We start from the raw sequence: 19,835 nt of genomic DNA, 5'->3' as shown, positions 1-19,835 counted from the left end.
GGCCGTTCCATCGAGGCATGCGAAGCATGGAAGTCACTGAACGAACATCGGCAACCGGCCTGCAGGCACACATTCGCGGCGAGCGCCTGGCGACGTCCGACGGCGTATCGGCCAAGGAGATTCTGGTCGAGATCTTCGTCCGTGAGCGCAGCGAAGCACACATCGTCGTGCCGGCAGTGGCCGAACCGTTGCTCGTCTGGGTGCTGTCCGGGGAAGCCATCGTCGAGGAGCGCGTTGCCGACGAGGCGTGGGAAGCGAATACCGTGGGCAGCGGAGATTTTTTCCTGACCACATCCCCGGTTCCTTATGAGATGCGCTGGCAAGTGACCAGTCGCGAGCCGTTTGTGGTCATGCATCTGTACCTGGGGTTGGCATTGCTGGAACGCGCCCTTGCCGAAGCCGGCGGCAGCGGCGCGATCCAGCTGCGGGAAGTCTCTGGCGGGCGGGATGAAGCACTTTCGGCCTTGCTCGAACAGATTCGGGCGGAATTGACCCGGCGCGGTGAAACCAGTGCCTTGCTGATCCAGGGCGTGGCTCAGTGCGTAGCGGTGCACCTGGCGCGGCATTATCTGGATGCCAATGCCGACGACATGTCCGGACGTAACGCCCTGCCCGCTTTCAAGCTCAAGCGGGTGACCCAGTTGATGGAACAACACCTGGCCGAACCCTTCAGCCTCGGTGACCTGGCCCAAGCCATCGGTATGAGCGAATACCACTTCAGCCGCCTGTTCAAACGCGCCACCGGGCGGTCACCTTCGCAATACTTCATCCAACTGAGAATGGCCCGGGCCCGGCAACTGCTGCTGGAAACCGAGCGCAGCGTCATCGATATCGGCTTGGAGGTCGGCTACGGCAGCGCCAGTCACTTCTCCCAGGTATTCCGTCGCGAAGTGGGTGTGGCGCCAAGTCATTACCGCAAGTAAGGACCACACATCCCCTGTGGCGAGGGAGCTTGCTCCCGCTCGGTTGCGAAGCGAGCGCAAGATTTTTGGACCGCTGCGCGCTCCAGCGGGAGCAAGCTCCCTCGCCACAATGGGGTTCTTGGCCGATGTCTAGATACGGCGTTTATTTGATCCGGTAGTGAAAGGTATTGCGCACTGCCGGCACCGTCACCGCCTTGCCATCGATGATCCGCGGCTGATAACGAAACGTCTGGGCGGCAGCCAAGGACGGTCGGATGAACAATGGGTGGCAACCGTCGAGCACCTTGGGGTTATCGATCCGCCCGTCCGGCGTCACGCTGTATTCCACGGTGCAATCGCCTTCCAGGCCCTTGTCCAGGGCGCGTTGTGGATAGTCCGGGGCTTGCTTGCTCAGCGGTTGGTAGCTGCGGCTGTCGGCGACGGCCTGGCGCGCCTGCTCGGCTTGGCGTTGCTCGGCAAGTGCTTGCGCCTGCCGGGCCTGACGCTGTTGTTCGGCGACCTGCTGCTCGGCGTCTTGCCTGCGTCGTTCGCTTTCCTGGCGTTCGCGCTGCTGTTGGGCCTGTTGCTCGCGCTTTTGCTCCTCGACCCGTTTGCGCGCCAGGGCCGCCTGCTCCAGTTTCTGTGCCTGGACACGCGGATCGACAACGGGTTGGCTGGGAACGGGACGCGGCGCTTCTACCGGCGCCGAAGTCGGCTCGGCCGATGGCGGTGCTACAGGAATAACAGCGGCCGGTGCAGGCGCTTCGGGCACCGGTGCCGCTGGCAACATCACCAGTTGCGTGCGCAACACCCGGGGTGCCTCGGCGGCTGGCTTTTCCACGCTCCAACCCAGCACCAACAACGCCACCACAGCCGCGTGCAGGGCAACGGCGAGCCCCGCCGCCAGGCCGTTTTTCCAGAAGCGACGGCCCAGCGCAGGCACGCTCAAGGAGGGCCTGTGCATGGTCATCGCCGTCATTGCGGCGCCTCGGTCACCAGTCCCAGATTGCTCACACCGCCCTGCTGCAACGCGGCCATGGCTGCAACGACCCGGCCATAATCGGCATGCTCGTCGGCACGGATGTACACCTGGGTATCGCTGCGCTCGGCCACGACCTGCGCCACCTTCACGCGCATCTGCTCCAGATCCACAGCGCTGTCAGTAGCGTGGTGGGTGTCCAGCTCACCGCCCAGGTTCCAGTAGTAACCGCCCTCGGCCTTGACCGACAGGGTGAGGATTTGCTGGCGACTGTCGTTGGCCAGTGCTTCGCTGGCGACCTTGGGCAGTTCGATCTTCACGCCCTGGGTCAGCATCGGTGCGGTGACCATGAAAATCACCAGCAGCACCAACATCACGTCGATGTACGGCACCACGTTCATTTCGGCCTTGGGACCGTGCTTGCGTTGTGGCTTGACGAGCATCTGCCCTCTCCTCTCAAGCGGCCGTGGCCAGGTTTACCGGTGCACCGTGCAGCTTGCGGTGCAGACGCGCCTGCAGCTCGTTGCCAAAGGCGTAGTAACGGGTCAGCAGGGTCTGGCCGCGAGCGGCAAAACGGTTATAGGCAATGACCGCCGGGATCGCCGCGAACAAGCCGATGGCCGTGGCGATCAACGCTTCGGCAATACCCGGCGCCACCGTGGAAAGGCTGGCCTGTTGCACTTGGGACAGGCCGATAAAGGCATTCATGATCCCCCAGACGGTGCCGAACAAACCGATGTAGGGGCTGACCGAACCGACGGTGGCGAGAAATTGCAGGCCTTTTTCCAGCTGTATTTCCTGTTCGCTGATCGCCACTTGCAGCGCGCGCTCGACGCCTTCAAGCACCACTTCTGGCGTGCTTGAAGGTTGGTTGAGCTGAGTGAAGGCCAGCACACCCGCCTGAAAAATCGGCGTGACACCAGCGTCTTCTTCGCGGACTTGTGCGTGTTCCCGGTACAAGGGCAACAGATCCTGGCTGCTGCGAAAACGCTGCATGAAACCGTGGAACTGACGCTCGTTGCGTTGCAGCACGGCGCTGCGCTGGATGATCAGATACCAGCTCAATAGCGAGGCCAGCAGCAACGTGAGCATGACCGCCTTGACCAACAGACTCGCGTCACTGATCAGGCCCCAGATCGTCATGTGTTCCAGAGTGGCTTGCATGGTTGAAACTCCTGTCTGGCGGTTATTCGATGAAATGTTCGTGACCGGTTGATGACAGCGTCGCTCAAGGCAGGCGCAGCACTTTCGCCACGTCGGCCCAGGGCACGAACTTGAAGTTCTGGGTCTGCTCGGGCATGCGCTTGCGTCCATCCTGGACCACCAGCATGCCCTGGCTCCAAGGCCCGCCGAGGTTCCTCGAGGTCACCTCCAGGCCATCGGTTTCCGACGCGCCATCAATGCCCGCGGCAGCGTTCAGGCCGACCCGGAAGGCGCCCCGCACGGCATAAGGCGGCTCGGCATCGAGCACCAGGTAGCTGTCGTTGCCCTGGCTGGAGATCACCAGGTAGTCGTGGCCGTTGGCCTGGTACAAGGCCATGCCCTCAACGTCGGCGTGCAACAATGGGCCAACCTTGATCACACTGTTCAAGGTCGCCGGTTGGTCGGCCCGGGCATCCACCGCCCAGACACCTACATCCTCTTCACCGAGAAACAGACGCTGGCGCCGCTCATCTGCCACGCAACCTTCGGGCTGGCTGTCGACGCTGAACTGGCGCACCAACTGGCCTTTCACCACGCCGTCCGGCGCGCTCAGGCGGTACTGCACGAAGCGCCCGTCCTTGCCGTTGGCGAAGGCATACAGCTCACCTTCGGCAGGCTGGAACAGACAGATGCCGTAGATTTCCTGCAATGACGTCATGATCTCGCCCGCTTCGCGCAACTCGCCACTGGCGCGGTCGATACTGAACAGGCTCAAGCTGTTGCGATCTCGGTTGCTGGCCACGGCCAGATCGACGATTTGCGTGCCCAGCTTGAAGTTCGCCCGCACATCGACGTTATTCAGGCGCCCGACCGCCAGTTCCTGCAGCAGCTTGCCTTGCAGGTCATAGGCCAACAGGCCTTGCTTCTTGTTGGTGCCCAGCACCCGGCTCAGCCCGGGCGTCGTTGGATGCACCCAGATCGCCGGGTCATCGGCGGCATCGCCCTGGCGGGCCACCGGTTCGCTCTGGACGATGGCCGTCACAGTGGGCAGTACCGGCGGCAAAGGCACTGGCGTGGGTTTCCAGCTGATTTCGCCTTGGTACAGGTGCCCGTTGTCATCGTCGCGCAGCAGCACTTCAATGCCACTTTTCGTCAGCCGCGCCGCGAGGTTTTCCGGTTCCTTCAGACCCGCCAGCGGCAGACTGGCTTCAGCACTCCAACCCTCTCCCTGCTGCTGATACACATGCAGGCGCGCCGCTTCCGGGTCCAGCCCCAACAGGCCTCCCGGCAACACGGCCATGGCCCCGGCGCGTTGCTGGAGCTCGCCGAACGGTGCGCGCATCGCCACGGGCACCCGCACGGTCTCGGCCTCAGAGGATGCCGGGTAGGCCCACCAACCCACCCGCTCCTCGTTGACGAATAACTGATTAGCGCTGTCCTGCACCTGGCAGGTCTTGGCATCCGGCGGCAACGGCAGGCCCCGCACCCGTTGCGCGGTGTCGCTCAGGCGCTCGCCATTGCCCACCAGCCATTGCTCGCCCTTGCCTTCCTCGCCGACCAGGAACACAAACAGGTTGCTCGCCTCGTCGCGGTACAGGCACAGGCCGTTGACCGGGAAGTCCCGCGTGGGCAGGTACAGCGGCGTGCTCCACTGGCGACTTTTTGAGTCGAGGCTGACGACCATGGCTTGCTGGCGCTCGCTGTCGAGGCTGGCGACCAGCACGTTCTCGCCTTGGGCACGGCTATCGACACCTTCGAAAGTGCCCTTCAGGCGCGTCAGTTCGCGACCTTGGGCATCGAGCAAGAACAGGCCCTCGCGGGCGCTGGCCAGGCGTTCGGTCGTCGAAGGGCCAGGCAGGAATGCCAGGGCGTTGATCGACCGTTGTTCGGCTTGAGGCCAGGGTTGCAGCTTTAGCTTGGGCGCTGAAGCAGCCGCCAGCGCGGCAGCTGATGCCAGGCTGAGCGCCATCGCCAGTAGGCAGCGCTTGGGTAAGAAAAACATCGTGATCAACGGGAAAATCCTTGTCATTGGGCCAACTTCAGAAATGGCATGTTCACTATTCCTGTGGCGAGGGAGCTTGCTCCCGCTTGGGTGCGTAGCGCCCACACAACAGGTCTGCTGCGCAGCCCAGCGGGAGCAAGCTCCCTCGCCACAGGTGATCTGCATCGGCACCTAGAAATGGGTAAAGGTCAGCCCCAGCTTGTAGGTCGGGCCGTACTCTTCGTACTGGCCGTTGTAGGAGCGGTGGCCGGTGTAGACGAAATACGGCTCGTCGGTGAGGTTCTGGGCTTCCAGGCTGACTTGCAGGTTCTTGGTCAGCGAGTAACGCGCGCTGAAGTCGACGAAGGTCTGGGCATCGACATGCAGGTCATGGTCGCGGTCGCTGATGGACGCCAGCTCGAACAGGTACGCGGATTTGTAGTTGGCCGACAGCCGCAGGCTCAGCTTGTCGTTTTCCCAACCCAACATCAGGTTGCCGACCGTGTCCGACTGGTTCGGCAAGTCGATGCTACGTTTGCGCTGGGTACCACTGGCTTGGTCGAAGCCTTCGATCTCGGCGTCCGAACGGCTGAAGGTGGTGTTGGCGCCGAGCAGCAGGCCATTCCAAGGTGCTGGCAGCCAGTCGAACTTTTGCGAGTAGGCCAGTTCCAGGCCATACAGCTTGGCGCTGTCACCGTTGGCGTAGCTGTGGGCCTCTGAAAAATCGGTCCAGGCGCCCGTGCCGGCCAGGTCGGTGTTGTAGACAAAATTCTTGATGTCCTTGTAGAACACGAAGGCCGAGACCGTGCCGGCGTGCCCCATGAAGTGCTCGATGCCCAGGTCCAGGTTGCTCGATTCCAGCGGCTTGAGCTCCGGGTTGCCGAACGTGGCCTCGTCATCGTCGATGACAAAACCCGGCGCCAACTGCCCAAAGGTCGGACGCACCACGGATTTGGTCCAGGCCGCACGCACCTGGGTGTTCTTGTCCAGTTGATAGCGGGCGTGCAGGCCCGGCAACCAGTGGTGATACTTGCGCCGGGTCTCGGTGTCGGTGAATACGCCGTCGGTGGCGCCGGTGCCCTTGGCGTCGAACTCCGTGCCTTCGTAGCGCATGCCGGCGATGAAGCGCCAGTCATCGATATCGACGGTGTTCATCAGGTATCCGGCGTTGATGTCTTCGCTCATCTTGAAGTCGTTGACTCGCGACTCCTGCTCGTCAAAAAAATCATCGCGATTCAGACCGCCGAGCAACTGCTTGATCGCGTCGGCGCTGATACCCGGGCCGAAGCGGCCGAGGCGATAATCCACATTGCCTTTCTGGAACTGCCCAAGGTTCAACTGCTCGTCGGTAAAACCCAGGTCGTCGAAATCCTCGTAGACCCAGGCATTGAGGTCGTTGTCCTTGTTACGTCGGCTGACTTTGCCACCGAACTTGACCTGGGACGCGTAGCCACTCAGGTCATAATCCCGGGCCAGGTCCAGGCGCAGGTTTTTCTCGGTGTCGGTGGTCTTCTGCTCCTCCCAATCCACCTTGTCGAGGCTGAAGTTGGCGGGATCGTAGAACCCCGACCCGATGATCGGCCGCGGCTTGTCGTTGTCGTAGAAGCCGCCGTTGAAACCGTCGATGCCTTCGAAAGTGGCGCCGGCGATATGGCCGGGGCTGTCTTCGCTGGATTGGCTATAGCCGCCCTGACCGCTCAGGGTCCAGAGCCCGAACAGGCGCTCGCCACCGAGCACGTAGGATTGAATTTCCTGGGTTTCTTCACGTTGCTTGAGTTTGCGCTCGCCCTCGGCGTCCCCCAATTCACCGGCGGCTTGCGGGTCTTCGAAGGCAATGCTGGCGGCGTTGCGGGTTTCACTGTCCTTGTAGCGGCTATACAGCGTGCGCAGGTAATAGCTACTGGAGTCGTCGGGCTTGTAGTCGAAGTTCAACCCGCCACCGGCCCGCTCGCGACGGATGTCGTAGTCGCGCTGTTCGAACTCTTCGAGGCGTGAGCCTTGCTCGAAATCCCAGGCGCCGCCGGTTTCGACGTTGTCCGAACCGAAGTCACGCTTCTGCCAGCTCAGCGCCGCGGCCACGCCGAAGTTGTCGATGCCATCGCCGAGGCTGAAACGATCGCTGATGGCACCGGAGAATTTCGGGCTGGTCTGGCTGGTGTTCTTGTCATAGCTGGCTTCGCTGCTGCCGGTGTAGAACAGGCCCTTGTGGTCGAAGGCCGAGAGGCTTTTGACGTCCACCGTGCCGCCCAGGGAGTTGGCGTCCATGTCCGGCGTCAGGGTCTTGATCACCGACAACGATTGCACCAGCTCCGAAGGCAGCACATCCAGGGCAACGGCCCGGCGTTCGCTCTCCGGGGCTGGCACCAGCGTGCCGTTGATGGTCACGCTGTTGAGGTCCGGTCCCAGGCCGCGCACGCTGACAAACCGGCCTTCGCCCTGGTCGCGCTCGACGCTGACACCGGGCAGGCGTTGCACCGCTTCGGCGACGTTTTCATCCGGCAACTGCGCCACGCCGTCGGCATGCACCACACTCTTGATGCTGTCGGCGTTGCGCTGCTCCTTGAGGGCCTGGTCGATGCTGGCCGCCTGGCCGACCACTTCAACGTGTTCAGTGGCCGCCTGCTCGGCGGCGCTCAGCCGCTCACTGGCAATGGCCATCGCCAATGCGGTGAACGTGAAACCGACGAGCCCGGCAGTGCTTGTGCGGTGATACATGGTGGTCCTCCCCAGGAATCCGGAAATCCGCCAGGCAATGGCCCGGCAACTGGGAGGGCACGCTAGGGGTGCTGAATGACGGTTCTGTGACAGGGTTTGGCTGGAGGGGCAGCAATCGGCTGATTTAGCGGGGCTGGCGAGCCGGAATGAGCTGAAATGACCTATTGGAACCGCGCTCGGAAACTCCGTGGCGAGGGAGCTTGCTCCCGCTGGGGTGCGCAGCGCCCCCACAACCAGGCGCCACGGTCCTGATAGACAGACCATCTGCGCCTGCTGCGCAGTCGAGCGGGAGCAAGCTCCCTCGCCACAGGGGCGGTGTTGTCGCAAAAAAACCAGATGACTGATGAGCTGATTCGACCTCCCCCACCCCATCACCCGCCGTCACCGCACTGTCACATTCATCTGCTGTGCTGGGCCGCATTCCGCTTCTGGCAAAGGATTCCGGCCATGTTCTCCGTGCTGCGCCCGCACTGCCTCAAACTCGCCCTGCTCCTGCTGGCGGCCAACGTCGGGTTGATCCTGCACTTGGCCAGCGGCGAACTCAAACCCGTCGCCGAATGGGTCTGGCTGGACATCCTCGGCGAAGGTGGCTCAGCGCTGCTGGCGCTGGTCTGGTTGGGGCTGGTGCTGAAAAGCCGCCCGACCGGACGGGTCACTAACTACCTGATCCTGGGCCTGGGCTGCATCTTCTTTTCCTGGTGGATCGACAGCCTCGATGAATTCATCCGCCTGCCCGACAGCATCACCTGGGACCACTGGCTCGAATCCGGGCCGATGCCGGTGGGCATGATCCTGTTGACCCTCGGCATCTATCATTGGCACCGGGAGCAACTGGCGATCAACGCGCAGATGGAGAAGCGCGAGCGGCTGTTCCGTGAGCATCGTCTGTTCGACAAACTTACGCCGTTGGGAGGCGCCGACTTTCTCAAGCACGAACTGTCCGCCAGCCTGGAAGACAGTCGACGCCGCCAGCAACCTTTGTCGCTGCTAGCCCTGGACCTTGACAACTTCACCGCCATCAACCAGCGCTTCGGCCACGGCGAAGGCGACGCGGTGTTGCAGGCCGTCAGCCAGTTGCTGGTATTGAACCTGCGGCGCCAGGATCTGCTGTGCCGCCTGGCCGGTGATCGCTTCGTGGTGCTGCTGCCCGATACAGGCGAGAGCCAGGCCCGGCGCTTGGCCCTGGAGCTGGAGATTGCGGTGCGCAGCCTGGCCCACAAGACCCGGCAACACAGCGAACGGTTGCAACTGGTCACCAGCACGGCGGTGGTGATGGCGTTCGACGAGTCCCCCGAAGCCTTGCTCAAACGCCTGAACCTGGCGCTGGCCCAGTCCCGGACCACATTGGCGAAAAGCGCATGACGCTCAAGACGTGCTGGTACGAAACCGACAGCCGCTTCATTCCGGGGCACTATCAGCCTGCCGCGCTGATCGACCTGGCGCTGTCGCGGGACATCGACAGCCATCGCCTGCTGCGCGGCACCGGGTTGTTTCACGACGATATCCTCGCCGGCCAGAGCCGTATCAGCCCGCAGCAGTTCCTCGGCCTGATCGACAACAGCCGGCGCCTGCTGGATGCCAGCGACAGCAGTTTCCTGTTCGGCCAGCGGCTGTTGCCGGGCCACTACGGGCCTGCGAGCCACGCCTTGCGCCACGCGCAGAATCTGCATCAAGCCCTGCAAACCCTGATCGACCAACAGGCGCTGCTCAGCCCGCTGGCCGCCCCGAGGCTGCTGTTGGACGAGCACTATGCCTACCTCCATTGGCTTGACAGCTGCGGCGCCGATGAGCAATGGCGCTTCGTACTGGAGGCGAGTATGACCTCGATGGTGGCGATGAGCACCTGGCTCAGCGGCGAACGCCTGCCCTGGCAATGCAGCTTTCGCCACAGCGAACCACGTTACGTCGAGCAATATTGGGTGCACCTGGGTGAGCACACCCAGTTCGACCGCCCCCTGGACCTGATGCGCCTGCCCCGCCACTGCCTCGCCCAGCCCTGGCCCAACGTTTCAGCCACCGCCGGCCAGGTGGCGCGGATCGAAGCCCGGGAACAGCTTGATCAACTGGGCTTCGCTTCAAGCTTTCTGGATTGTATCTACGACTACCTGCACGCTCATGTGCAGCAGACGCTCAGCCTGGAACAGACCGCCCAGGCCTTCGCCATGAGCCCGGCAACCCTCAAGCGCAAGCTGCACAAGCACCACACCGGATTCCAGCAACAGGTGGATCGGGTGCACACCCATGTGGCTTTGTATCTCTATCAGGTCAAAGGGTTCAGCAATGAAGAAGTGGCGCAGTACTTGCGCTTCAACGACACGGCGAACTTCCGTCGTTCGTTCAAGCGCTGGACCGGTAGCACGCCGAACCTGATTCGGCAGTTGTTGATGCTGGGGTGAGGCTTATAGGTACTGAAGTCGGACACAACCTTGTGGCGAGGGGATTTATCCCCGTTGGGCTGCGCAGCAGCCCCCCTTTTTATCACCCAAGCATTGAGTCGACTGTGCTTTTTTTGGGACTGCTTCGCAGCCCAGCGGGGATAAATCCCCTCGCCACAAATGCGAGCTTGCGGGCTCAGTGCCCGCGGATGTAGTGCTCCAACTGCCGGATCAAATCCGCCTGTTCGACAATCGCCTCTTTCACCAGGTCGCCGATGGACAGCAGGCCGATCAACTGCCCGTTATCCAGCACCGGCAAGTGCCGCAGGTGGCTGTCGGTCATGACTTCCATGCAGCGATCGATGCTTTGCTGGCTGTCGGCAGTGATCACGGGCGCGCTCATGATGGTGCGCACCTGGGTGCCCACCGAGGAGCGCCCTTGCAGCACCATCTTGCGCGCGTAATCGCGCTCGCTGAACACGCCCACCACTTGCCCGTCTTCGATCACCGGCAGCGCGCCGACGTTTTTCTCGGCCATGATTTGCAGTGCTTCGAGCACCGTCTGTTCCGGAGCGATGCTGTGGACCTGCTGGTGCTGCACGCTTTTGAGTCTCACCAGTTGAGCGGCGGTTTTCATTGCTTATCCCCACATTCAGCTAAGACACTGCCAATTGAAAAAAAGAAAAGGAGTCCGGCGCCGCTCCTGTGGCGAGGGGATTTATCCCCGTTGGGCTGCGCAGCAGCCCTAAAGCCTTTCATCCCAATGCAACAGATAAACCGAGATCGCTGTCCATGGGGTCGCTTCGCGACCCAGCGGGGATAAATCCCCTCGCCACAGATGTGCCAGACAGGTGTTTATCAGTCTTCGCCGATCTCGACCACGTCGCCATTGAGGCGCACCGGCCAGACCCGCAGGCGCTGTTCCGGGTATTCCAGGCAATGGCCGTCTTCCAGGCGGAAATGCTGCTTGTACATCGGCGAGGCAATCACCAGGTCGCCCTTGATGCTGCCCAGCAAGCCACGACCGATGACATTCGCGCCGGACTTGGGATCACGGTTGTCGATGGCGTACAGCGGCTTTTCCTCATGCTCGGGCAGGTACAGAAGCGCCACTTGGCTGCCGTCGTGCCAGGCGACCACCCCTGAGTTGGGGACCAGATCGTCACGGCTGCACAGGGCACGCCATTGCAGCGGTTCTTGAGCGACATCGCGGACAGGAATACGAACGACGTTTGACTGGCTCATCAGAGCACCTCCTCGGTAACGGGAATCAGGTGGAGTTCGTGGGCGTGAACCGGCCGGCGCTGGCCGCGTTCCCTGACAAAGTGAACATCCGGATCGCCGCGCCCGTCGTTGACGAAGGTGCGGAAACGCTTGAGCTTTTCCGGATCCTTGAGGGCGTTGGCCCATTCACATTCGTAGCGATCGACCACCAGCTGCATCTGGGCTTCGAGCTCGGCGCCCAAGCCCAGGCTATCGTTGATGATCACGTCCTTGAGGTAGTCCAGGCCGCCTTCCAGGCTTTCGCGCCAGACCGAGGTCCGTTGCAGCTTGTCGGCGGTGCGGATGTAGAACATCAGGAAGCGGTCGATGTAGCGGATCAGCGTCTCGTCATCCAGGTCGGTGGCGAACAACTCGGCGTGCCGCGGGCGCATGCCGCCGTTGCCGGCCACGTAGAGGTTCCAACCCTTCTCGGTGGCGATCACGCCGACGTCCTTGCTCTGGGCTTCGGCGCACTCTCGGGTGCAGCCGGACACCGCGAACTTGAGCTTGTGCGGCGAGCGCAGGCCTTTGTAGCGATCCTCAATGGTCAAGGCCATCTGCACGCTGTCCTGCACGCCGTAGCGGCACCAGGTGCTGCCCACGCAGGATTTTACCGTGCGCGTGGATTTGCCATAGGCATGCCCGGTCTCGAAACCGGCTTCGATCAGCTCGGCCCAGATGTCCGGCAACTGGTGCAACTGGGCGCCGAACAGGTCGATGCGCTGGCCGCCAGTGATCTTGGTGTAGAGGTCATATTTCTTGGCGACCACGCCGATGGCGATCAGCTTGTCGGCGGTGATTTCCCCACCGGCGATACGCGGCACGACCGAGTAGGTGCCGTTTTTCTGCATGTTCGCCATGAAGGTATCGTTGGTGTCCTGCAACGGCACCAGGGACGGGTCCATGATCGGCTGGTTCCAGCACGACGCCAGGATAGAGCCCACCGCCGGTTTGCACAGGTCGCAGCCGGTGTGACCACGACCGTGCTTGGCCAGCAGTTCTTCGAAGCTGATGATGCCTTCCACCCGCACCAGGGCGTACAACTCCTGGCGGGTGTAGGCGAAATGTTCGCACAGGCTCTTGTCGACGCTGACGCCGCGGGCAGTCAACTCATGCTCGAACACTTGCTTGACCAGGGCCGCGCAACCACCACACCCGGTACCGGCCTTGGTGTCGCATTTGAGCTGGCCCAGATCAGTGCAGCCACCGTCGATGGCCGAGCAGATCGAGCCCTTGGTAACGTTATGGCACGAGCAAATCGTGGCGGTTTCCGGCAGCGCCGCCGGACCCAGGGTCGGGGCGCCTTCGGACGATGGCAGGATCAGGCTGGCAGCGTCCTTGGGCAAGGCGATACCGTTCTGCATGTATTGCAGCAAGGTGTCGTAGTAGCTGTTGTCGCCCACCAGCACCGCGCCGATCACGCGCTTGCCGGCGGCGTCCACCACCAGTCGCCGGTAGCTGGCGCTGGTTTCGTCGATGAATTGGAAGCTGCGCGACCCCGGGGTGTTGCCATGGGCGTCACCGATGGAGCCGACGTCCACACCCAGCAGCTTGAGCTTGGTGGACATGTCGGCCCCGGTGAAGGCGTCAGCGCTTTCGCCGCACAGCCGGGCCGCGACATTGCGGGCCATCTGGTAGCCCGGGGCGACCAGGCCGAAAATGCTGCCGTTCCAGGCCGCGCATTCGCCGATGGCGTAGATGTCTGGGTCGCTGCTCTGGCAATGGTCGTCGATCACCACGCCACCGCGCGGACCGATCTGCAGGTCGCTCTGGCGTGCCAGGGCATCCTGGGCGCGGATACCGGCGGAAAACACGATGAGGTCGGTTTCCAGGAAATCGTCGTCGCCGAAATTCATTCGATAACGGTACTGCTCACCGGCGCTGATGGACTGGGTGCCCTTGGACAGGTGCACGCCGACGCCCAGCTTCTCGATACGGGCCTTGAGGGCCAAGCCGCCCTGGGGGTCCAATTGCACCGGCATCAGTCGGGGGGCGAATTCCACCACGTGGGCCTCCAGGCCCAGGGTCTTGAGCGCGTTGGCCGCTTCCAGGCCGAGCAGGCCGCCACCGACCACCACGCCACGACGGGCATTGCTGGCGGCAGCGCGGATCGCGTCCAAGTCTTCGAGGGTGCGATAGACCAGGCACGAATCGCCTTCAGCACCTTCAATCGGTGGCACGAACGGGTAGGAACCGGTGGCGAGCACCAGTTTGTCGTAGTGAAGGCGATCATGGGCGGTAACGACCTGATGGGCGTCACGGTCGATTTCCAGCACCGGCACACCCAGGTGCAACGTGACGCCAGGGGTCTGGTACAACGACGCTTCGCCAAGGGCCAGGGACTCGGCATCGCGGCCCGAGAAGTACTCGGACAGGTGCACGCGGTCGTAGGCACGCATCGGCTCTTCGCTGAACACATGCACACGGTAATGATTGAGGGCACCGCGCTCGATCAATTGCTCGACGCAGTGATGGCCGACCATGCCATTGCCGATCACGATCAGCGTTTGCAGCTTGTTCAGAGAAGCAACGTTGGAATTCATAAAAAGCACCCGACAAAAGCCCATCACGATTTTGAAAGCAAAAAAAAGACGCCTGAAACCTTGCGGTTCCAGGCGTCTTTGCCTGTTCTGTGCGGTATCGGCCCGGCGACTGCGCCCTGACCTACCGATGTCCCCCGGCCTGCTGGCGCTCGATCTTCGTTGACCGACGGGGCTGCCCACTCGACTGTGTTCACGGTGGGCCTGGATAGCCTCTTGCAGCGAGCGTGCCAAACCTAATCCGCAACGCTATTGGCAACCTCGCATTCGCCGACGATCCCCTGTGGGAGCGGGCCTGGCCGCGAAACCGTCGGCCCAGCCACCGCGAGCTGAGCGGCCTCTTCCGCCGTTTCCCAAGCACCGCCCACTGCCTTGCGATGGTGCGATCACCCGCCTGCGGCTTCATAAAAGTGCAGCCATTCAAACCTGTCGGGAAAAATCCTGAACCATCACCCACCCGGATTTTCACAATAAGTGAGGCCCCCGTCCGGTGTCGCGCAGGTGACTTGCCCGGCCCGGATCGAGGCTTGCTGTCCAACCCGAGAAAAAGGAGATTCAGCGATGAAAATCAATGAAGTCATGAGTCGGGAAGTACGCACGGTCTCCCCCGAGACTTCCTTGCGCGAAGTCGCGCAAATCATGCGCCAAGCCGACATCGGTGCGCTGATCATCAATCAGGACGACCGTATGGCCGGTATGATCACCGACCGTGACCTGGTGGTTCGAGCCATGGCAGATGGCATGGACATGAACACCCCGGTCAGTCGGATCATGAGCGATGAGGTGCGCTACTGCTTCGAAGACGAAGAGATCGACCATGTGGCCAAGAACATGGCCCAGATCGAAAAACGCCGCCTGCCGGTGGTCAATCGCGACAAGCGCCTGGTGGGTATGGTCTCGCTGGCCAACGTCGCCAGTTGCAATGCCGACAAGCTCAGCGCCAATCTGCTGCGTGGTGTGGCCCGGCCCCATTAAAACACCCCCGAAGCAAGCACGAGGCGGTTGTCCGGCATGCACTTTGCGCTGGGAGCGAGCCTGCTCGCGATAGCGGTGGGTCAGCTTGAAGGGTTATCGGCGGTCCTGGTCACCATCGCCACGATACTGGCCAATAACTCTTCCTTCGCCTCGTCAGCGCTGACTTCCCCAGTGGCGGCGGCATTGGACAATGCTTCCGCCGCTCCCAGCATCGCCCGCAAACCGGCCTGGGTGATGCCCTTCGTGCCGGCGAACGGCTCCAGCACCGCGCGGCACTTGTCGAGAAAAATACCCTCGTATTCGCGCTTGATACGTTCCAGCTCCGGCGAACTGTTCAACGCCGCGATCACCCCGGGAATCTCTCGGCCCTGCAACAGCACGCACTCGACGTAGGAAGAAGCAATCACCGCCGCCCGGCTTTGCAGGGTCGCGTCGCTGGCGTCCAGGGCTGCGTCCATCAACGCGGTCTGGCGGGCGTCGAAATCCTGGTACAGCGCCGCCAGCAACCCGGACCGGGTGATGAAGTGGTCGTAGACGATGGGCTTGGTCACCCCCGCCTGGTCCGCCAGCCGCGCCAGCGTCAGGGCGTCGCTGCCCTCCTCCCGCACCAGTCGCCAGGCGACATCCAGCAATTGGCGCTGCCGGTCATGCCGGGATAAACGACGACGAGGTGACGCCTGCGAATGTTCGTCAGTGCTTGACATGCTAACTTTACCAACCGTAACTTACTAAGCGTAACTTAAGCATACCTGTCATCAAGACCTCGTGACCAGAAGGAGTTTCGCCATGCATGCACTCATCGTTGTGGCTCACCACGATCCGCGCTCCCTCACCCACAGCCTGGCCGGAAAAATCGCCGAAGGCATCACCCGCGCCAACCCCGCCGATACGTTCGAGATCGCCGACCTGGCCGCCGAAGGCTTCGATCCGCGTTTCAGCTTTGCCGACCATGCCGTGCACCACCGCGAAGCCTTGCCGCCGGCGGATGTGCTGGCCGAGCAAGCCAGAATCGACCGTGCCGATACGCTGGTGCTGGTCTATCCGATTTACTGGTGGTCCATGCCGGCGCTGCTCAAGGGCTGGATCGACCGGGTGTTTTCCAACGGCTGGGCCTTCGATTTCAGCCTCGACAAGCCCTTCATCCAGAAATTGCAGCACTTGCAGGTCCATCTGGTGGGGGTCGGCGGCGCCGATGCCGACAGCTTCCAGCGCCACGGCTACGGTGAGGCCATGACCACGCAGATCGACCATGGCATTTTCGGTTACTGCGGCGCCCGCGTGGTGAGTTCCCAGCGCTTGCTCGACTCGGAAACCGCCGATCCACAACAACATCTGCAGACCGCCGGCATTATCGGCCAGCGCTTGTTCGCAACGCTCGACGAAACCACCCATGCCCCCGCGACCGCATGCGCCTGAACTCAGAGCGCGCGACCACGGGCGGCCGACAGTGTCGCGTCACGCCCGTAGATATCCGGAACGTACACCGCCTGGCCCTGGCTGTCCGCTTGTGCTGTCCAGTAGCCCAGCAGGATCGGCACGGGCCGGGCCAGCCTGAACTCGTGGGTCGACTCACTGGCCAGCAACGTCTCAGTGCGGGCGCGTTCGGCCGGGCTTACCAGCAAGTCGCGCAGGCGCATCACTTGCTCGATCCGCACGCAGCCTGAACTGAAGGCTCGCGGGCCTTTGCTGAACAGTGCCTGGCTCGGTGTGTCATGCAGGTACACCGAAAACGGGTTGGGAAAACGAATCGCCATTTTGCCCAACGGGTTCTTCGGGCCTGGATCCTGGCGCAACATGAGGTTGCCCGGGTGCTCCCAGTCGATATCCTCCGCCAGCAATGGCAGGCCATCACCATCGAGAATCCGCAGGTTGTGGCGGCTGAGAAACTCCGGATCGCGGCGGATCTCGGGCAGTTTGTCTTCGCGCATGATGGTCGGCGGAATGGTCCAGGTCGGGTTGAGTGTCAGTCGGGTGACGTGGGATTTGAGCAACGGCGTCTGCCGTTGCGCACGGCCCACCTGGGTGCGGGTTTGCCACACCGGGGCGCCGCCCTGGTAGACCGTCAACTGCGCCGCTGCCACGTTGACCAGGACACTGTCGGCCTCCACGTCCTGGGCCAGCCAGCGCATGCGCTCCAGGTTGATGCGCAGCTGCTCGCGACGCATGGCCGGGCTGATGTTCAGCTCGGTGACGGTCCACGGCCCCACCACCCCATCGGCCTGCAACGAATGCTGGGCCTGGAAGCTCTTCATCGCCTCCACCAGCATGGGGCTGTAGTGCTCGTCGCTCAACTGCGGCGGCGTACTCAGGTAACCCTCGTTGAACAGTCGTTGGGCCAGGGCGGGTACGCGGGCGTCCTGTTTGTCCGGTTGCAGCAACGGCCCGCCCGGCACCGCTTGCCATTCGGCTAAAGGCTGTTGTCGCAGCCGGGCATAGAGGCCACGCAGGTTGCGGTAGAGGTCCAGGTTCGGCCGTGCCTGTTCAAAAGCGTCGGCCAGGTTCCGCAGGCCCAGCCCGGCGATGGCCAACACCACGGCCGGATGGTCCTGTGGCGGTGGATTGGCCTTCCACACCGGTTCCAGCCGGTCTTGAGGCAAGTAGCCGAAACGCAGGTCATGCAAGGCTTGCAGGTAGCGCCGGCTGATGGCGATGTCGGCACAATGAGGGCCTTGGGTCGCCCCCTCGACCGGCAAGCCATAGCGCCCGGGATCGAGACCGTCGTCGGCCAGTTGTTGCAACTGGACCTGCAACGCCCCCCGTCGTTCGTCGTCCGACCAGACTTCCTGGCCTGCGTTTTGCTGATAGAACGCTTGCAAATCGAGCTGCGTCGGAAAGTCGACACCCACCGCGACGTCCGGGCACGCGACCGCCAATTGCGCCAGAGTGGTCTGCACGAGCGCCGGATCGCTGTCTTCGGCTGTCGCGACCAATGGCGCAGTGAGCAATAAAAGGCTCAGGTAACATGCGGACTTTTTGAACAACTGCTTTACTCCACTCCATGGCCGTCTCGTTGACGGTGAATTTTGCGACAGGTACGACCCGCCATCATGCAAACAAACGAAATCGGACGGGATGCCGCGAACGAACACCACGCTGGAAACGCTTCGCCTGTACAGGGCTTTTTGCGCCGACTCTGCCTGGTCATGCTGGGCCTGGGCGTCATTTGCAGCCCGGCACTGGCCGAAAAGAAGACGAATTCGCAAACGCTCTACAACAGCCTCGCCCACGCAGCGCCGGAACTCAATCCCCTGGCGCTCAAAAGTGCCCTGAGCGCCATGCAATGCGCGGTCGCCAATGGTGCCAGCCAGGCCCGCCACCTGGCGGTCATCGACTACTCGCAACCCTCCACGGCCCGTCGCCTGTGGATCTTCGACCTGCGTCAAAAGAAGCTGGTATTGCGTGACCTGGTGGCCCACGGGCAAAAATCCGGGGAAAACTTCGCGACGCAATTCTCCAATCGCCTGGGCAGCTACCAATCCAGCCTGGGCCTGTTTCGCACCCAGGAAAGCTACCAGGGCACCCACGGCTATTCGCTGCGCATGGACGGCCTGGAGCCGGGTTTCAATGACCTGGCCCGTGATCGGGCCATCGTGATCCATGCCGCCGACTACGTGAACCCGTTGTGGAGCGTGCGCCAGGGCCGCATCGGGCGCAGCCAGGGTTGCCCTGCCGTACGCCCCCAGGTGGCGCGCCAGGTGATCGACAAGCTCAAGGGCGGTCAATTCATGTTTTCCTGGTATCCGGACCCCAGTTGGCTCAAGCGTTCGGCGTACCTCAACTGCCAGCCGCAACAGGTTGCCAGTATCCTTGCGACCAGCGGCAGTTAGGCACGGCCCCCGTGGCGAGGGAGCTTGCTCCCGCTTGAGTGCGAAGCGCTCACACTGTTGATTGGGCCGGCTACGGATGGGGGCTGCTACGCACCCCAGCGGGAGCAAGCTCCCTCGCCACAAGGGTCACGGGTGGTTAGAATGCCGGCCCTTCGAATTGCTGGCCTTTGCGATGAACCCTGAAGCCGTTCAAACCCTTCACGCCCATTTGCTGACCGCCCTGGAGTCGGCGCCAGAAGAAACCCGGCGCCTGTTCCATGGCCGCGGGCGCTGCTGGCCGGGCCTGGAGCAAATCACTGTCGACTGGTTACAAGGGGTGGTCCTGGTCTCGCTGTTCAAGGAACCGGAACCCACGCACCTGGAGGATTTGATCGCGACACTGCTGGCGCTCGCTACGTCGTCGGCCTGGCAACACAGCAAGGCCCATACGCTGGCCGTACAGCACCGCTACCTGCCGCAAAGCCTCACCCAATGGCTGGTGGGCGAGCCCATTGACGAATGGACCCTGACCGAAGGCGGCCTGCGTTACCGGATCGATCTGGGCAAGAAGCAGAACAACGGCCTGTTCCTCGACATGCGTTATGGCCGCGACTGGGTGCGGGCCAATGCCAACGGCAAGCGAGTGTTGAATCTGTTCGCCTACACCTGCGGTTTCTCGGTGGCAGCCATCGCCGGCGGCGCGCGGCACGTGGTCAACCTGGACATGTCACGTGCGGCCCTGAGCCGAGGTCGCGACAACCATCGCCTGAACAGCCATGACCTGGGCCAGGTGAGTTTCCTCGGCCACGATTTATTCAAGTCCTGGGGCAAGGTGATCAACAGCGGGCCGTATGACCTGGTGATCATCGACCCGCCCACCTTCCAGAAAGGCAGTTTCCTGCTGACCAAGGATTACCAGCGCGTCCTGCGCCGCCTGCCGGAACTGCTGACCACCGACGGCACGGTCCTGGCCTGCAGCAACGACCCGGCCACCGGCCCGGACTTCCTCATCGACGGCGTCACCCGCGAAGCACCGGGCCTGGTGTTCGAACAGCGGCTGGCGAATCCGCCGGAGTTTCCAGATGCCGACATGGCGTGTGGCCTGAAAGCGCTGGTGTTCAGGATGACGGCCTCTGGCGAGGGTGCCGGCCAGTAA

At 62.7% G+C, this 19,835-nt stretch carries 17 protein-coding genes; 7 read left to right on the top strand and 10 right to left on the bottom strand.

Features of this window, described 5'->3' with window-relative positions; translation table 11 throughout:
• Positions 1-26 precede the first annotated feature (26 nt).
• On the top strand, positions 27-923 hold the full coding sequence (locus tag BLU76_RS21080; RefSeq protein WP_092224230.1) for a helix-turn-helix domain-containing protein: 897 nt from the start codon (positions 27-29) through the stop codon (positions 921-923).
• A gap of 142 nt (positions 924-1,065) precedes the next feature.
• Here BLU76_RS21080 and BLU76_RS21075 read toward each other — a convergent pair whose 3' ends face one another.
• The 5 genes from BLU76_RS21075 to BLU76_RS21055 form a co-directional block, all read right to left on the bottom strand.
• A complete protein-coding gene (locus BLU76_RS21075) occupies positions 1,066-1,881 on the bottom strand; it encodes an energy transducer TonB (protein WP_092224229.1) in 816 nt (271 codons plus the stop codon).
• Positions 1,878-2,324, bottom strand: a complete 447-nt coding sequence (tolR, locus tag BLU76_RS21070; protein ID WP_063321210.1) for a protein TolR — start codon at positions 2,322-2,324, stop codon at positions 1,878-1,880. The genes BLU76_RS21075 and tolR overlap by 4 nt, the downstream gene beginning before the upstream one ends.
• A gap of 13 nt (positions 2,325-2,337) precedes the next feature.
• Positions 2,338-3,045, bottom strand: coding sequence for a protein TolQ (gene tolQ, locus BLU76_RS21065; RefSeq protein WP_092224226.1), 708 nt, complete (start codon positions 3,043-3,045; stop codon positions 2,338-2,340).
• Between the two features lie 64 nt (positions 3,046-3,109).
• Complete coding sequence (locus tag BLU76_RS21060; protein ID WP_256572691.1) at positions 3,110-5,026, bottom strand: phytase; 1,917 nt, start codon at positions 5,024-5,026, stop codon at positions 3,110-3,112.
• Between the two features lie 171 nt (positions 5,027-5,197).
• Positions 5,198-7,720, bottom strand: coding sequence for a TonB-dependent receptor (locus BLU76_RS21055; protein WP_092224222.1), 2,523 nt, complete (start codon positions 7,718-7,720; stop codon positions 5,198-5,200).
• 447 nt (positions 7,721-8,167) lie between these two features.
• Between BLU76_RS21055 and BLU76_RS21050 the strand changes: the two genes are divergently transcribed.
• Both BLU76_RS21050 and BLU76_RS21045 read left to right on the top strand, forming a co-directional pair.
• Positions 8,168-9,082, top strand: coding sequence for a GGDEF domain-containing protein (locus BLU76_RS21050; protein WP_092224220.1), 915 nt, complete (start codon positions 8,168-8,170; stop codon positions 9,080-9,082).
• Complete coding sequence (locus BLU76_RS21045; protein WP_063321206.1) at positions 9,079-10,116, top strand: AraC family transcriptional regulator; 1,038 nt, start codon at positions 9,079-9,081, stop codon at positions 10,114-10,116. Before BLU76_RS21050 ends, BLU76_RS21045 begins: the two co-directional genes overlap by 4 nt.
• Before the next feature lie 175 nt (positions 10,117-10,291).
• Here the strand turns inward: BLU76_RS21045 and BLU76_RS21040 are convergent, their stop codons facing one another.
• The 3 genes from BLU76_RS21040 to nirB form a co-directional block, all read right to left on the bottom strand.
• On the bottom strand, positions 10,292-10,732 hold the full coding sequence (locus tag BLU76_RS21040; protein WP_092224218.1) for a CBS domain-containing protein: 441 nt from the start codon (positions 10,730-10,732) through the stop codon (positions 10,292-10,294).
• A 221-nt stretch (positions 10,733-10,953) separates the two neighbouring features.
• Positions 10,954-11,340: a nitrite reductase small subunit NirD gene (nirD, locus tag BLU76_RS21035; RefSeq protein ID WP_092143234.1), complete on the bottom strand. Its 387-nt coding sequence runs from the start codon at positions 11,338-11,340 to the stop codon at positions 10,954-10,956.
• The gene (nirB, locus tag BLU76_RS21030) at positions 11,340-13,901 is read right to left on the bottom strand and encodes a nitrite reductase large subunit NirB (RefSeq protein WP_092224216.1); all 2,562 of its coding nucleotides are present in this window, start codon (positions 13,899-13,901) and stop codon (positions 11,340-11,342) included. Before nirB ends, nirD begins: the two co-directional genes overlap by 1 nt.
• A gap of 558 nt (positions 13,902-14,459) precedes the next feature.
• Here nirB and BLU76_RS21025 point away from each other — a divergent pair.
• Complete coding sequence (locus tag BLU76_RS21025) at positions 14,460-14,873, top strand: CBS domain-containing protein (protein WP_072345929.1); 414 nt, start codon at positions 14,460-14,462, stop codon at positions 14,871-14,873.
• 80 nt (positions 14,874-14,953) lie between these two features.
• Here BLU76_RS21025 and BLU76_RS21020 read toward each other — a convergent pair whose 3' ends face one another.
• Positions 14,954-15,577: a TetR/AcrR family transcriptional regulator gene (locus BLU76_RS21020; protein ID WP_092143228.1), complete on the bottom strand. Its 624-nt coding sequence runs from the start codon at positions 15,575-15,577 to the stop codon at positions 14,954-14,956.
• 82 nt (positions 15,578-15,659) lie between these two features.
• Between BLU76_RS21020 and BLU76_RS21015 the strand changes: the two genes are divergently transcribed.
• The gene (locus tag BLU76_RS21015) at positions 15,660-16,289 is read left to right on the top strand and encodes an NAD(P)H-dependent oxidoreductase (protein WP_092143225.1); all 630 of its coding nucleotides are present in this window, start codon (positions 15,660-15,662) and stop codon (positions 16,287-16,289) included.
• 2 nt (positions 16,290-16,291) lie between these two features.
• On the opposite strand, the gene BLU76_RS21010 is transcribed toward BLU76_RS21015, so the two are convergent.
• Positions 16,292-17,854 carry a L,D-transpeptidase family protein gene (locus BLU76_RS21010; protein WP_092224214.1) on the bottom strand — a complete coding sequence of 521 codons (1,563 nt, stop codon included), beginning with the start codon at positions 17,852-17,854 and terminating at the stop codon, positions 16,292-16,294.
• Between the two features lie 162 nt (positions 17,855-18,016).
• Here BLU76_RS21010 and BLU76_RS21005 point away from each other — a divergent pair, with 162 nt between their 5' ends.
• Together BLU76_RS21005 and BLU76_RS21000 are read left to right on the top strand one after the other, a co-directional pair.
• Positions 18,017-18,700 (top strand): murein L,D-transpeptidase catalytic domain family protein, encoded by a 684-nt coding sequence (locus tag BLU76_RS21005; protein WP_063325073.1) that lies wholly within the window; start codon positions 18,017-18,019, stop codon positions 18,698-18,700.
• Positions 18,701-18,872: 172 nt separating this feature from the next.
• Positions 18,873-19,835, top strand: coding sequence for a class I SAM-dependent methyltransferase (locus tag BLU76_RS21000; protein WP_092143219.1), 963 nt, complete (start codon positions 18,873-18,875; stop codon positions 19,833-19,835).

The organism is Pseudomonas sp. NFACC08-1, from assembly GCF_900106735.1.
GTDB classification, from domain to species: domain Bacteria; phylum Pseudomonadota; class Gammaproteobacteria; order Pseudomonadales; family Pseudomonadaceae; genus Aquipseudomonas; species Aquipseudomonas fluorescens_Q.
The sequence above is the reverse complement of the archived record's forward strand: the minus strand, read 5'-3'. Positions and strand labels throughout refer to the sequence as shown.